Annotated in this window: 14 protein-coding genes; 9 read left to right on the top strand and 5 right to left on the bottom strand. The window is 61.9% G+C overall.

Annotated features, from left to right (window positions below; translation table 11 throughout):
* The first annotated feature begins 155 nt into the window (after window positions 1–155).
* Both BLT00_RS02350 and BLT00_RS02355 read left to right on the top strand, forming a co-directional pair.
* Window positions 156–2,441, top strand: a complete 2,286-nt coding sequence (locus BLT00_RS02350; RefSeq protein ID WP_170867275.1) for a PAS domain-containing sensor histidine kinase — start codon at window positions 156–158, stop codon at window positions 2,439–2,441.
* Window positions 2,442–2,445: 4 nt separating this feature from the next.
* The gene (locus BLT00_RS02355; protein WP_063321731.1) at window positions 2,446–3,081 is read left to right on the top strand and encodes a response regulator transcription factor; all 636 of its coding nucleotides are present in this window, start codon (window positions 2,446–2,448) and stop codon (window positions 3,079–3,081) included.
* Between the two features lie 9 nt (window positions 3,082–3,090).
* Here BLT00_RS02355 and BLT00_RS02360 read toward each other — a convergent pair whose 3' ends face one another.
* A complete protein-coding gene (locus BLT00_RS02360; RefSeq protein ID WP_092142188.1) occupies window positions 3,091–3,705 on the bottom strand; it encodes a TetR/AcrR family transcriptional regulator in 615 nt (204 codons plus the stop codon).
* Window positions 3,698–4,663: a 3-hydroxybutyryl-CoA dehydrogenase gene (locus tag BLT00_RS02365; protein WP_371914684.1), complete on the bottom strand. Its 966-nt coding sequence runs from the start codon at window positions 4,661–4,663 to the stop codon at window positions 3,698–3,700. Before BLT00_RS02365 ends, BLT00_RS02360 begins: the two co-directional genes overlap by 8 nt.
* 89 nt (window positions 4,664–4,752) lie before the next feature.
* Between BLT00_RS02365 and BLT00_RS02370 the strand changes: the two genes are divergently transcribed.
* On the top strand, window positions 4,753–5,766 hold the full coding sequence (locus BLT00_RS02370) for an AraC family transcriptional regulator (protein ID WP_063321728.1): 1,014 nt from the start codon (window positions 4,753–4,755) through the stop codon (window positions 5,764–5,766).
* On the opposite strand, the gene BLT00_RS02375 is transcribed toward BLT00_RS02370, so the two are convergent.
* From BLT00_RS02375 to BLT00_RS02385, 3 genes are all read right to left on the bottom strand, one after another.
* On the bottom strand, window positions 5,705–6,523 hold the full coding sequence (locus tag BLT00_RS02375) for an autoinducer binding domain-containing protein (protein WP_063321727.1): 819 nt from the start codon (window positions 6,521–6,523) through the stop codon (window positions 5,705–5,707). The two genes, BLT00_RS02370 and BLT00_RS02375, sit on opposite strands and share 62 nt — an antisense overlap.
* Before the next feature lie 80 nt (window positions 6,524–6,603).
* Window positions 6,604–7,188, bottom strand: a complete 585-nt coding sequence (locus BLT00_RS02380; protein WP_063321726.1) for an anthranilate synthase component II — start codon at window positions 7,186–7,188, stop codon at window positions 6,604–6,606.
* Window positions 7,185–8,654, bottom strand: a complete 1,470-nt coding sequence (locus BLT00_RS02385; protein WP_092142182.1) for an anthranilate synthase component I family protein — start codon at window positions 8,652–8,654, stop codon at window positions 7,185–7,187. Before BLT00_RS02385 ends, BLT00_RS02380 begins: the two co-directional genes overlap by 4 nt.
* Before the next feature lie 651 nt (window positions 8,655–9,305).
* On the opposite strand from BLT00_RS02385, the gene BLT00_RS02390 reads away from it, so the two are divergent.
* From BLT00_RS02390 to BLT00_RS02415, 6 genes are read left to right on the top strand one after another with little or no spacing between them, the layout of a single operon-like run.
* The gene (locus BLT00_RS02390) at window positions 9,306–10,658 is read left to right on the top strand and encodes a phenylacetate--CoA ligase family protein (protein ID WP_092142179.1); all 1,353 of its coding nucleotides are present in this window, start codon (window positions 9,306–9,308) and stop codon (window positions 10,656–10,658) included.
* Between the two features lie 8 nt (window positions 10,659–10,666).
* Entirely contained in the window at window positions 10,667–11,212 is a 546-nt protein-coding gene (locus BLT00_RS02395) for a GNAT family N-acetyltransferase (protein ID WP_003200646.1), read from the top strand.
* Between the two features lies 1 nt (window position 11,213).
* Complete coding sequence (locus tag BLT00_RS02400) at window positions 11,214–11,897, top strand: iron-containing redox enzyme family protein (protein ID WP_063321722.1); 684 nt, start codon at window positions 11,214–11,216, stop codon at window positions 11,895–11,897.
* A 3-nt stretch (window positions 11,898–11,900) separates the two neighbouring features.
* Window positions 11,901–12,512 carry a flavodoxin family protein gene (locus BLT00_RS02405; RefSeq protein ID WP_003200650.1) on the top strand — a complete coding sequence of 204 codons (612 nt, stop codon included), beginning with the start codon at window positions 11,901–11,903 and terminating at the stop codon, window positions 12,510–12,512.
* A 5-nt stretch (window positions 12,513–12,517) separates the two neighbouring features.
* Window positions 12,518–13,423, top strand: coding sequence for a DMT family transporter (locus BLT00_RS02410; protein ID WP_092142176.1), 906 nt, complete (start codon window positions 12,518–12,520; stop codon window positions 13,421–13,423).
* A complete protein-coding gene (locus BLT00_RS02415; RefSeq protein ID WP_092142173.1) occupies window positions 13,410–14,294 on the top strand; it encodes an alpha/beta fold hydrolase in 885 nt (294 codons plus the stop codon). Before BLT00_RS02410 ends, BLT00_RS02415 begins: the two co-directional genes overlap by 14 nt.
* Window positions 14,295–14,399 lie beyond the last annotated feature (105 nt).

Raw genomic sequence — 14,399 nt, forward strand, 5'->3', positions numbered from 1 at the left:
GTGCGATTGTCGACAGACGCGTTCACCACAGAAAAGCTCGGTGACTTATCCGGGGGAATTTATATACTGTTTGCCGATTGATATGGAAGTACTACCTGAGTTGTATAGTAAATGTACTATATGTTGCTCGCCCTATTTTCACGACAGGTTTCCTGATGATCTCCACCACCGTTCGCTTGCACGGCTGGTTGCGCCTGCAACGTGAAGGCATGGCCCTGGCGGCTTGTGCCGATGCCCTGTGCCGGGCCTTGCAGGATTGTGCGCAAATCCGCCGGGCGATCTACCTGAGCTGGCATGCGCCAAGTGGCATCTATCGGCATGAAGGCCGTGCCCGGCATTTGCCGCCGGGCTTTGGTGAAGCTTTGCAAAGCAGTGACCGGGCTCTTTTCCAGCGCTTGCAGGACGAGGAGCGGCTGGAACTGGCGCAGGTGCGTCAGCTCGATTGCTGGCTGGCCGGTCGTCTGCGCCGCGCGGCCCTCGAGCATGGTCAGGTCCTGGCGTTGGCCCTGCAGCCGGGGCAGCAAGGCTTGCTGCTGGTTGAGCTACAGCCCGAAGTGGGGCAGGACTGGCTGGTGGCGGTGCACGAATTACTGAGTCTGCTATTGGCCAGCGTCAGCGGCCAGTTGCGCGATTCGCCGCTGCTCGGCCATGACCCGCAGCCAAGTGCATTGCTTGATTCGCGAGGCCGACCGCTGGAGCTCAACGAGGCGCTGCTGGCGCTGCTCGAGCAACTGTCGTTGGTCGATGCCTCGAGCCTGTTACCGGTCAGCCACGCGCACCTGGTCCAGGCCTGTCTGACCCAGCAGCGAGCCATCGAGAACGTGGAGGTGCAGGTTGCCGAGCAGATCCTGGTCTGGACGTTCATCCCCGACCCCAAGGCCAATCGTGTGCTGGCCCGCTGTCGCCAGGCCACCGCGCAGATCCTCGCCGAGCGCGAGTCGGCCAAGGCGCGACGCCTGTACCGGCTGATCACCGAAAACACCACCGACCTGATTTCCCGCCATACCCCGGACGGCTGCTTTCTCGATGCGTCACTGGCTTCTTGGACCTTGCTCGGCTATTGGCCGCAGGAGCTGCACGGGCGTCAGGCCCACACGCTGTTTCATCGGCAGGACCAGGCCGGCCTGATGCAACGCACCCGCGACGCCCTGGAGCAGGACGGCTATCACACCATGACCTACCGCATTCGCCATCGCGACGGCCATTACCTGTGGTTCGAGACCGCGTGCCGAGCCATTCGCGAAACCTACACCGGCGCGGTGGTTGAAGTGGTCAGCGTGTCCCGGGACATTACCGCCCGGGTCCAGGCCGAAGAAAACAAGCGCCGTCTGGCAGAGGTGGTGGAGGCCAATACCGACCCGGTGCTGTTCATCCAGCCCGATGGCGCGGTGACCTACCTCAACCCGGCGGCGCGCCGCACCCTTGGGTTGGATGCGCAACACAGCCTGCCAACGCTGGATGCCTTTCTCAGCGCCGAGGTGCTGGTCAGCCTGGAGCAGGAGGGCTGGGATTATGCCGAGCGCAATGGCCGCTGGAGCATCGAGGCTCGCCTGCAACCGCCGGCCGGAGGGGCTTCGGTGCCGGTGTCGCTGATGCTTCTGGCCCATCGCGCGGCCAGTGGCGAGCGCTTCTATTCGCTGGTGGCCCATGACCAGTCCGAACGGGAGTTGCGTGAAGCCCAGCAGCGTCATCATCAGGACGAACTGGCTCATACGGCGCGCCTGGTGACCCTGGGTGAACTGGCCTCGGGCATTGCCCATGAGATGAATCAGCCACTGGCGGCGGTGGTCAATTATGCCAACGCCAGCCAGCGCTATTTGCAGGCCTTGGGCAGTCATTCCGAGGCCGCCGAGAAGGTGGCCCAAGGGCTGGAGCGAATCGCCGTGCACGCCAATCACGCATCGGAGGTGATCAAGCGTTTGCGCGCTTTCTTGCGCAAGGGCCGCCGCCGCATGGAGGCCCTGGATCTCAGTGACGTTGCCCGGGCAACCACGCGCCTGTGCCTCTGGGAAGCTAGCAGTTGTCAGGTAGAGATCGTGGAGCGGTTGCCGGATAATCTGCCGCTGGTCTATGCCGACCGGGTGCTGCTGGAGCAGGTGCTGCTCAACCTGCTGCGCAACGCCATCGAGGCCAATCGCGAGGCCCATCCCGGCCAGCCGTCGCAGATTGTCTTGGCGGTCGAGCCTGGGGCTGACGGCGGGGTGCAGGTCAGCGTCAGCGACCAGGGACACGGCGTGCCGACGGCGCAACTGGAGCAGATTTTCACCCCGTTCTATTCCAGCAAGGTCAATGGCCTGGGGTTGGGGTTGTCCATGAGCCGCAGCATCATCGAAGGTTTCGGGGGCGAGTTGCAGGCCTGGCCCTTGGCCGTGGGCTTGCAGATGCGCTGCAACTTGCCGGGGCCGACCCTGGCCGGCGTGGTCCGACAACAAGAGGAGTAGGGCAATGATGGATGTGGCGGAACAGGTGGTGTATGTGGTCGACGATGACCAAGGCATGCTCGACTCGACGGTCTGGCTGCTGGAGTCCGTGGGCCTCAGGGCCCTCTCGTTCACCAGTGGCCGGGAGTTTCTCGAGGCCTGCAACAACCCGCTCAATGGTTGCGTGCTGCTGGATGTGCGCATGCCAGGCATGGGGGGGCTCAACGTCCAGGAAGAGATGCGCAACCGTGGGCTGCGCCTGCCGGTGATCTTCGTCAGTGGGCATGCCGATGTGCCGATTGTGGTGCGGGCGTTCAAGGCCGGGGCCCATGATTTCATCGAAAAGCCCTACAACGAACAATTGCTGCTCGACAGCGTGCAGCAGGCCTTGAGCCTGGCCGACGACAGCCAGACCGTCAGCGCGGGCCAGGCGCGGGTGCAGGCGCGGCTTCAGAGCTTGACCCCGAGGGAAAATGACGTGTTGCTGCCTCTGGTCCAGGGCTACACCAATCGGGAAATCGCCGATCAGCTTGGGGTCAATGTCAGGACCATCGACCTCTATCGTTCCCGGGTCATGAAGCGCATGGGCGCCGAGAACTTGCCGCAGCTGGTGGGCATGGCGATTGTCGCAGGCCTGGTCGACCCCTTGCAGTTGCGCTGAGGGCTTGGCTCAGGCCGCGCTGACGCGCAATGTCGGTTCGGCGGCGACCTTGGACGCCAACAGCCGTTCTATGGCGCCAGCGAGCAGGTTCTCCAGCAACTCATCGTGTTCGTGCTGCTCCAGGGGTTGGTGCGCCAGCCAACTGGGCGCGCTGTTGAGCAGGGTGGCAATGGCGTGGCCGGCTGCGGCTATTGCCCGGGAGGGGAGGCGCCGAGGCGTTCCCAACATCAGCAACAGCCGCCGTTCGTATTGCTCGCGTAAATGCTGCACCCGCCGTTGTTGCTCGAGGTTGAGGCACCCGCTGTCGCGCTCCACCAGGCGAAAATGCCAGGGCATCTCCCGGTGCAGCTTGAGGTGGGCGCGGATCAACCGTTGCAGGTTGCCGCGCTTGTCCCGGGGTTGCTGTTCAATGCGTCCGAGCGTGGCCAGCAGTTCTTCGAAAAACTCCTCGATCAGGTCGGCCAGCAGGTGCTGTTTGCTTGGGTAGTGGTGATACAGCGAGCCGGGCGTCAGCCCCAGGTGGCTCGCCAGTTCCCGCATGCCGACCTGGCCGAAGCCCTTGCTGGCGAACAGTTCCAAGGCCTTGTCCCGGCTTTCGGCGAAGCGCGAGCAACGCTCAGCCATAGGCATGGAAACCCCGCCCGGACTTGCGTCCCAGGTAGCCGGCGGCGACCATTTCCTTGAGCAATGGAGCGGGGCGATATTTGCTGTCGTTGAAGCCTTCGTAGAAGGCCTCAAGGATTGCCAGCAAGGTGTCCAGGCCGATCAGGTCGGCCAGGGCCAACGGCCCGATGGGCTGGTTGCAGCCCAGGCGCATGCCCGCGTCGATATCTTCGGCGCTGGCCAGGCCTTCCTGGAAGACCAGGATGGCTTCGTTGATCATCGGCACCAGGATCCGGTTGACCACGAAGCCTGGGCGGTTGCCGGCGGTGATCGCGGTCTTGCCCAGTCGCCGGGCCATTTCCAGGGCCAGGGCGTGGGTCGCGTCGTGGGTCTGCAGGCCACGAATCACCTCGATCAGGCCCATCACCGGCACCGGGTTGAAGAAGTGCAGGCCGATAAAGCGCTCTGGATGACTGACGCCGGCGGCCAGTTGGGTGATCGAGAGCGAGGAAGTGTTGGACGCGATCACGCAGTCGCTGCCGACTTGAGAAGCGACCTGTTGCAGCAGTCGCAGTTTCAATTCCAGGTTCTCGGTGGCGGCCTCGATCACCAGTTGTGCGCCGGCCAGGCTGGCGTAGTCGGTGCTGGTGCGAATCTTGTCCAGGGCGAGGTTTTTCTGCGCTTGGCTCAGGGTCTGCTTGGCGATTTGCCGGTCGAGGTTCTTGGCCACGGCGGCCAGGGCTTTTTCCAGGGCGCTGGTGGAAATGTCCAGCAAGGTCACTTCGAAACCGGCCAGGGCGCAGACCTGTGCAATGCCGTTGCCCATGGTGCCGGCGCCGATTACGCCGATAGTGTGCAGATGCATGTGGGATGTTTCCTTTTTCAAGCGCGCCCAAGCGTGCAGCCACTGGCCGGCCCTGGACGCGATCCGCTGGTGGGGCTCGACAGATGGTGCGCCGTGGCCCCTTAATGCCGCCAGTCTAGAGGTCGCCGTTGGGTGGGCCTATGCCATAACTGTTCAGCGATACTGGCGTTTTTTGCCATCGAGGAAGTGGGGAAACTGGGTTTATGCGGGAAAAGGATTCGGTCGCGGTCTACTTCGTGCACACCATGATCCACGCGCTGCGGGACCAGCCTCAACGGCTGGCGGCGATACTGGCCGAGGCCGGCATCGACCCGGCGTTGCTGGGCCAGCCTGAGGCCCGGGTTCCAGCGAGCGCTTTTGCCGCTTTGTGGCTGATCCAGATTCGTGAACTGCAGGACGAGTTCTTCCAGCTGGATTCCCACGGCATGCCGGTCGGCAGTTTTGCCTTGATTTGCCGGGGGTTGATTCAGGAACCCGATCTGGGCAAGGCCCTGCGCCAGTGCCTGGGCAACTTCGGATTGTTCCTGCGGGATTTTCGCGGCAGTCTCAGCGTGCGCGGCAAGCGGGCGGTGATCAGTCTGCAGACGTGCTCGGTGGATCCCGATGCCCGCCGTTTTGGTGAGGAAACCTTCCTTGTGCTGATGATCAGCCTGCTGTGTTGGCTGGGCGGGCGGCGCATTCCCATCGATCGCGCGGACTTTCGTCAGTCGCGCCTGTCCCTCAGTGACGATGCGTTGCTCTGGGGGCCCAACCTCAGCTTTGGCGCCGAGCGCACGGAAATCGAATTTGCCAGCCGCTACCTGCGCTTGCCAGTCGTTCAAGACCTGGCCTCCCTCAAGGTATTTCTGCGCAGTGCGCCCCAATGGCTGGTGATCCGTTTTCGCAATCAGCATGGCCTGGCTACCCGGCTTCATCAGTGCCTGCGCCACAGCCATTACAGCCAGTGGCCCACCCTGGAAGCCTTCGCCAGTGACCTGCGGATGAGCCCCAGCACCTTGCGTCGACGCTTGGAGCGCGAAGGAAGTTCGTTCCAGGAAATCAAGGACGAGGTCCGCCGTGGGCTGGCCGTCGAGCTGCTGCGCCAGACCGGCAGCAGCATCAGTGACATCGCCGAGCAGACTGGCTTTCAGGAGCCCAGCGCCTTCCATCGTGCCTTCAAGAAATGGACCGGCGAAAGCCCCGGTCGCTATCGTGCACGCTTCCAACGGTCGGCATGACCAACCCACAAGCCACCGCAGCACTGACGGCCTGTTGGCGGCTTACCGAGCCCAGCTTGCGTCGCGCATTGAGCAGGTGGAAGTCGATGGTGCGTTCGGAGCAGGTCAGGATGTGGCTGATTTCCCAGGTGGTCTTGCCTTCGCTGGCCCAGTACAGGCAGTCCATTTCCTTGGGCGTCAGGTCCTGGCGCGGTTGGGCAGGCCGTTGCAATTGATGTCGTATCCCGGCGAGCAGGTAGGGGATGAGCATGAACAGTTGGTAGACGGCAGGGTTGGAAAAACCCTTCTGTTCGGTGATCTGTGTGTCGTCGAAGGCCACGCTCAAGGTTCCCCTGAGCATTTCGTAGCGCAGTGGGATGCTTACGCCGCTGCGCAGGCCGTGTAGCTCGCGTTGCTCCCAGAAATGCCGGGAGCGTCCCCGGGCGCGCCGTCGTTCGCTGTCCCAGAAAAGCGGCACCAGCTCGCGTCGACAGTGCCTGAGTATCGGGTCGATCTCGATCAACCCATCACAGCGGTAGTGTTCCAGCCAGCGTTTGGGAAAGGTGGTGATGAGGCCAGCGAGAGGGTCGGTATCCCTCGGCGTTGCCGGCCCGAGGCTGATGAGGTAGCTGCCGAAGCCGAGTTGGCGCAGCACTTTGTTCAGCAGGCGCTCCCAATCGCAACGGTTGGCATCCTTGGCGAGGCTCGTGAAGGCGGCCAGCGTAGCGGCACGCTCGGCCTGGGTCCGGCCGCAGGCGGGGGAGTGGTGTTTGTCCATAAACGGATCGCTCTCGTTGTAGCAGGAATGACGCAGTCGCAGTATGGGGAAGGAAGGGGCGCATGCCCCTTCCGGATGGATCACTTGTGCACGTGACACCGGATGAAGCTGCGGAACAGGTCCAGGCCGTTTTCGGTGAGGATGCTTTCAGGGTGGAACTGCACGCCTTCCACCGGCAGGTGGCGATGGCGCACGCCCATGACATAGCCGTCGTCCGTGGATCTGGATGTGATCTCCAGGCAGTCGGGTAATGGCTGCTCGCTGATCATCAACGAGTGGTAGCGGGTCGCCCGAATCGCCTGTGCCTGGGTGTGGTCATAGACGCCCTTGCCGTCGTTTTCGATCGTGCTCACCTTGCCGTGCATCACGTGTGGGGCCCGGCAAACCTGGGCACCGAAGGCCAGGCCGATGGCCTGGTGACCCAGGCACACACCCAGCAGCGGCAGGCGTCCCTGAAAGTGCCTGATCACTTCGATGTAGCCCACATCGGCCGGATGCCCAGGCCCAGGGCCCAGCACGCAGAAATCCGGTGAGAACGCTTCAATGCGCTGGATGAGGTCCGGTACGTCGTGACGCTCGACGTGGGTTTCCAGCCCCAGTTGTTCCAGGTATTGGCTGATGATGAAGACGAAGCTGTCATAGGCATCGATCAAGAATACTTTCACAGTGCGATCTCCTGCCCGGTCACTGCTCGATAGACGGACCCCATCTTGTACAGCGTCTCTTTCCACTCAAGCTCTGGCACCGAATCGGCCACCACTCCGGCGGATGCACGCAAGTGGTACGTACCCTCATCGAAGACCGTCGAGCGAATGCACAATGCGGTGTTGACGCTGCCATCGAAACCGACCAGGCCCAGGGCCCCGGCATAAATGCCCCGGCGGTTGCTTTCCATCCCTTCGATCAGCTCCATCGCCCTGACCTTGGGCGCGCCGGACATGGTGCCCGCGGGGAACGAGGCCTTGATCACGTCGAAGGCATCCAGGCCCGGGCGCAGCAAGCCGCGAACGTTCGACACCATGTGGTAGAGGTGCGAGTACTCTTCCACCAGCATGAACTCATCGACCTCCAGCGAGCCGGCCTGGCACACGCGACCGATATCGTTGCGACACAGGTCGATGAGCATCAGGTGTTCTGCGCGCTCCTTCTCGGAGCGGGTCAGCTCCAGGACCAACTGAGTCGGATCGACGCCAGGCTTCTTGCCCACGGTGCCGGCGATCGGGCGCATCTCGATCAAGTCGTCCTTGATCCTGACGAACAGCTCGGGGCTGGCGCCGATCAAGTCGATGCCGCCTACGTGGGCCAGGTACATGTAGGGGGAAGGGTTGCGCAGGCGCAGGTTCTGGTACACATCGAACGGCGAAACCTGCGAGCGGATGCGAATCTCATGACCGAGCTGGATCTGGTAGACGTCGCCGGCGCGGATGTGCTCCATCGCCACTTCGACTCGCTCGACGAATTGCTCCGGGGTCACCGTGCGCTCTTCCTCGAAGCCCTCGGGGTACGGTAGCGGGGCCAGCGCCTCGGATGCCGGGGTTGTGCTCAGGAAGGGGTAGTCCTCCAACGTGCGGGGCGACCAGAGATCGTGGTTATTGATCAAGGTTTCGACGATGCCATTGCTGTGGAAATAAACCAGGGTCTGATAGACCGACAGGGCAATGAGCGGGTAGTCGTAGGTCTGTTTGGCCAGATCGGGAAGTCGCTCGATCAGGCGAACGCAGTCGTAGGAGAAATAGCCGAAGAAGGCCAGGCTGGAAGGGGCATTGGACGCCGGTTGGAACGTTGCCTGGATCGCCCGGAGCAGGTTCCACGCAGCCTCGCTGTCGGGTAGATGGATCTTGTGTTCCGGATCGACCTGCATGCCCGCTTGCCGCAGGCTGGCGGACAAATGTTCGCACAGGGCGGCGCAGCCTCGCAGTTGGGCCTGGCCCTCATCGATACACACTTCGAAAAGCGGTTCGAGCCCGACGATCGTCGCCCGGCGATCACGGCTTGGGCCGGACAGTGATTCAAGAATGAAAACAGACTCGCGACCGAGTTGTTCCAGTGCATTTGCATATATGCCAAGTGCATCCGTAGGTCGACGTTCTTCACGGCGAAGAACATTCACGCCAATTAAATTTTTATTCACGGTTAATACCATATTCAAGGTGTAACGATTCAGGCGCTCGATTAAGAGAGCGCCACGGGAATATAAAGCGCGCAGGCACTTTAAATACGTGTTGACGGATATTCTGAATAGAGGGGACGGACGCTGTTCATGTCGCGCGCACTAAAAAGCTTGCAATGGATTGCAGCCAATTGTTGCGCAGGGCACAAGACGCGAGCGCCTTCGATTTCAGAGGGGAAAGATCAGGACGTTGCTGGCAGGCAGCAGACAGGCTCCGGTCTTCGCTAGATTAGCGACGCCAGATATTGCTTTTGAAGATGGCCAGAATGGCCCGGGAACAGCTGTCGGGATAGCTGTGGGAGGAACTGATAGCAGAAAGGTGATAGTACATTTTTAGACATCCCAGTCTTGGCTAAGCACTGCGGGAATAATTGGCAGTGCGGCGAAACTACCAGCGTGCCCTGGGGCCTGTCAACTGCTGAGGGCATATTAATCTTTCATTCTTTTCTGAATGTCGACAGAGCTATCCCTGCGCGTATGTAGCCGCGCGTGCTTTTAACAAGAAACTCGTGCGCGCACAACTGCGAGATAGCGCAGCTGGGTATTTATAAGTTCTGTTACTAACGTAGCGGCCGTTGAGTTCCAGTAACCCATCAAACCTGAGCGGCTGAAATGAAAGAGCATTTAGAGACATTCAAGAAGCGGTACGATCCGATTCATCATGCCTATTGGACCGACGTCCTCAGCGACACCGAGCTGGCGGCCTGGCACCAGGCACAGTTGCGGGAAGTGGTCGGCCACGTGAAGCGGTCCTCGCCGTTCTATTCCAGGCACCTTGCCCAGGTCGACGAGCGTTCGCTGACCTTGGATGACCTCGCCACCTTGCCATTCACGACCAAGGATGATCTGCGCGAAGCAGGCTTCGACATCTTGTCCGGCCCGCTGGAAGACAGCATCTTCTATTACGAGACCACGGGGACCACCGGGCCCGCCACGCCATGCCCGCGGGACCGCAAGGAGAGCTACGCGAGCAATCGCCAACTGGCCATGGCCTACCAGGCCGTGATCGAAAAGCATTTCCCGGGCGAAAAGACCGTGGTCGGCATCATGGGACCTACCGAGGTCCATTCCTTCGGTGACACCCTGGGCGATGTCTGCACCCAGCTCGACCTGTGCAATGCCAAGATCTGGCCGCACTCACCGGTGATCGGTTGGCCCAAGGCACTGCAACTGCTCAAGGACCTGCGGATCGGCGTGCTCGCATCGGCGCCGGGGCTCTTGCTGGCCATGGCCAAGGAAGCCGAGCGCCAAGGCTTGAACCCACGCGAGGACTTCGCCCTGCGCGCGTTCATGATGAGCGGCGAGCTGTGCACCCCTGCGTTGAAGAACAACCTCTACAGCCTGTGGGGCGCGCAGGCCTACAACAGTTTGTATGGCTCCCAGGAAGCGATGATCATCGCGGCCTGCAACGCCAACGACCAGTTGGTGCCGCATCGCCTCAACTACATCATCGAGGTGCTCGATCCCAAGTCCGGGGAAAGCCTGGGCTGCACCGGCGACGGTGAGTTGTGCGTGACCATGCTGATCCCTGGCAGCAAGCCGTTGATTCGCTACCGCACGGGCGATCTGGTCTCGATCCAGTCGCGCCCCGGCTATGCGCAATCGATGCGCCAGACCGTCAAGGTCGTCGGTCGGGTGAAGGATGCCGTGCAACTGAACGATCGCGCCTTCTCGGCCGCACAGATCGAGCAGGCGCTGCTTGAAGGCGTCGAACAATGCCTTGGTTACCAGATCATCCTCAGTCGCGCCAATGATCGCGACACCGTCATCGCCAAGTTGGAAATGTCGCGCTTCTTCGAAGGCGATCGTGGACGTCTGGTGCTGCTGATCAAGGAGCGCCTGCGCGAACGGCTGGGGGTCGATGCCACGGTCATGGTGGTGGGCGATCTGGCCGAGCATGTGAACCTTGGCAGTTGGTTCAGCTGGAAAGAAGCGCGCATCGTCGATCAGCGTCAAGGCCAGTGAGGTCAGCGATGAGCCTGTCTGTTCGTGTGATTGACAACGCCAATGAACTGTTCGAGTCCGTCAGGCAACTCAGGAGTCGCTACCTGGGGACCAACCCGGCACGGGAGGACGACTTCGAGCGAAGGGAGCAGGTGCGCGACGCCTTGTCCTATCACCTGGTCTACCTGGACAAGGACGAAGTGGTCGGGACGTTGCGCGTCACGCCGCTGGGTCATGGCCTGAGCTTTGTCGAGCGAGCGGTCGACGTGCAGGCCTATTTCGAACAATCGACGGATGCCTTCGATGCCAATCGCCTGGTGCTGGACGAGCGGTACCGCGGCGGTCGGCACCTGCGCATGTTTCTCCTGCAAGCGGCCATTTGGCTGAAAGCCAACACTCACCTGCGATTCATCTCGGCACTGTGCCGCGGCCAATTGGCTGCGCTCTATGTCGGCCTGGGCGGGCGCGTGCTGGTGGATGACGTTACCTGGACCGGGGAACAGGTCGAGCGGCGCTACAGCCTCGTCTACCTGGAACTCGAAAGTGTTTACCTCAATGTTAAAGGAGCCAATTGAAATGCAAGCATTCTTCAAGGAACTCGACGCTATCGTCGACGCGGGCTGGGCCCAGATCAAGCAGGGCGCCTACTGGAAATTCAGCCTGGACAACCCAACGCCGCCAGCCCTCTACCAACAGCTCATGCTGCAGGTCTACCACTACACCCGCTACAACTCGGTGAACCAGGCCGCCTGCGCCTTCAGTGCCGATCCAGAGGAAACGACGCTGTTGCGCTTCGTCTACAAGCACGCCTTGGAAGAGCTGGGCCACGAGCGCATGGTGCTGCGTGACCTGGAGTCGGTCGGGCTGTTGCCGCAAGCCATGCCGGCGCCCCTGGCGCCGACCCAGGCACTGATCGCCTTTCTCAACGATGTGGCCATCCGCAAGGGGCCGATCGCTCGCCTGGGCTACAGCTACTGGGCCGAGGACGTCTACGAGCACATCCAACCGATCCTGGAACGGTTCCGTGCCGACCTGGGCTTGAAGGATGAGCAGATGACTTTCTTCGTCGCCCACTCGACCATCGACGAGAAGCACGCCGAGGAAGTGCGTATGGCGATGCAGCGTGCGGTGAAGACCGAAGCAGATCGTCGTCAGATCAAGGAAGTGGCACGCGTCACGCTCTGGCTGACCGGGCAGTTGATGGAAGAGGCTTTGCGCGCCTACCTGGCTGGCGAAGAAGGGTTGCGGGAGGCGTCCTGAATCATGAATCTGACCATCATTGTCGGGTCAAGCCGACCTTGTGGTGTCAGTGCACGGGTGGTGGCGCTGGTGCGCCGCCACCTGGGCGAGGAGGTCGCGGTCGATGACATCTGGCTCAAGGATTACCGGATCGACTACTGCGACGCCGACAACGCCTGTTCCGACCAGGACTGCCAAGTGCAGGACGACGTCGGGCAGTTGGTGGCGCGGCTGGACCGCGCCGATGCGGTGCTCTATCTCCCCGTCATGCATGCCTATGGCACCAACAGTCGCTTCCAGGCGTTTCTGGAGCGAGTCGGCTATGGCTTCCTGCGGCCTCGGGAGCGTCCGCTGCGCGACAAACTCGCGGCAATTGCGGTCGTCGGCCGACGCTATGGTCACACGGCGGTTTTCTCCCAGGTCGCGCTGAACGTGCTGCTCAACAAAATGATTCTGGTCGGCTCGGGATTTCCGCCGTGCTTCCAGACCCAACTGGCCCACGATCCTGAAGCGGAGCAGGCCCTGCGCGAGACATTGGACCGGCTCTGCGAGCATCACTGTCGACTTAACCCCCCAGCCCTTGCGACAGGCAAGCCGGAAAGAATCCTGCGGCCCATTCAATTTCAGAAGGGATAACTGTCATGCCATTGAAAGATTCATTGCTCGCGTTACTGGTCGCGTTTCTCTGGGGCGCGCAGGTCACTGCAGTGAAAATCGGCGGCGCCGAGTTGCCGCCTATCCTCATGGTCGCCATGCGCTACGCGATCATGGCGCTGTTTCTCCTGCCGCTGCTCAAACGCGTCAAGCGTGAGCAGTTTGCGTCCGTGGCCCTGATCGCCACGATTACCGGGACCTTGCATTTCGGTTTGCTGTATTGCGGTATCGCCCGGGTAGACGCCTCTACCTCGGCGATCATTTATCAATTGGCGGCACCGTTTACCCTCGTCCTGGCATTCGCGTTATTGGGGGAAGTCCTGAAACTGCGGCTCCTGGCGGGCATCGTGCTGGCGTTCGCCGGTGTCCTGGTGCTACTGGCTACGCCATCGGCGGGCGGGACGTTCATCGGCATGTTGCTGGTGGCGCTGGCGGCCTTGGCATTCGCTGCCGGGTCAGTGTTGACCAAGCGTCTCGGACCACTGGACCCGCTGGCCTTGAGCGCCTGGACGGCGGTCATCGCCGCACCGCAACTGTTGCTGTGGTCGTTCGTCCAGGAAGGCGAGCAATGGACGCGCGTCTACACGGCCAGCGCCCAGGCGTGGTGGGCGGTGCTCTACACCGCACTCAGTGGTGGTCTGCTGGGGTTCGGTCTGTGGTTCTGGTTACTCGGTCGCAACTCGATGCAGCAACTGAGCCCGTACCTGCTTCTGGTGCCGGTGTTCGCGATCGCTGTCAGCCAGGTCATGCTCGCCGAAGGTTTCAGCCAGCGCCTGGTGATCGGCGCCGTGTTGACGCTGTCAGGCGTGGCGCTATGCCAACTGCGCCTGCCGGCAAGATTCTTCCTCAAGGCCGGTAGCAAAGGGCAAGGAGTGGCGGATGAACCGCGTTGATCGATTGCTGCTCGGCACTTTGCGCCTGGTCCACCGCTGGCAGTTCGGTTTGAAACTGCGCTGGCACACCGGTAAACATGGACGCCTGGCCTATCTGCAAAGCCTTGCACGGCAACAGCAGACGACGCTGGTCATGCTCCATGGCTTGGGCGCCAGCAAGGATCAGTGGGGCCCTGCGATGCTGGGCATGGCGCGCCATCACCACTGCGTTTTCGTCGACTTGCCGGGGCATGGCCAATCCGTATATGAGGCGGGTGCCGGCTTTGGTCCCCTGGCAATGCTGGCGGAACTCGAAGGCCTGCTGGATACCCTCGTCGAGGGTTCCTTCGTGCTGGTCGGCAGTTCTTTGGGCGGGTGCGTGGCCGGCCTTTATGCCGCCAAACACCCGCAGCGTGTCAGTCACTTGGTCTTGCTGGCGCCTGCCGGTCTGGGCGAGCAAGCGCTAAGCCCCACGTTGAAAGCCAGCCTGCAAGGGGCGGGAACGGTGTTTGGCTATCGTACGGTCGAAGAGATGAAGCGCTTCTGGAGCCTGGTGTTCCAGGCGCCGCCCGAGGTAGGAGGGCGCTTGGCCCAGGCCATGGCGGCCAGCGGCAAGTCGAGGTTTGCCGCTGTGCAGCGGGTCGTCGAGGATTTCCGTCGCGAAGGCCTGGACGTGCTGCTCGAACGGTTGCCCCAGATCGCTGCCAAGACGCTGGTGATCTGGGGCCGGCATGACCAGGTATTCCTGCCGGCGACCCTGGACAACCTGCTCCAGCAACTGCCCGATGCACGCGGCGAGTTCATCGAGGACGCCGGCCATGTGCCCTATCTTGAACGGGGCGCCGATGTGGTGGCGGCCATCACAGGGTTCATTGCAACGTCCAGGGTCTAGCAGGATTCGATCAAAGCCTGGCCGCCAAAGTCCCCTTTCTGACCTCCCATAGCCTCAACAGTCGGGTAGCGCTGCCGTAACGTGCACCTGACTGCGCACGCAGAG

Source organism: Pseudomonas sp. NFACC51, assembly GCF_900103575.1.
GTDB lineage: Bacteria > Pseudomonadota > Gammaproteobacteria > Pseudomonadales > Pseudomonadaceae > Aquipseudomonas > Aquipseudomonas fluorescens_Q.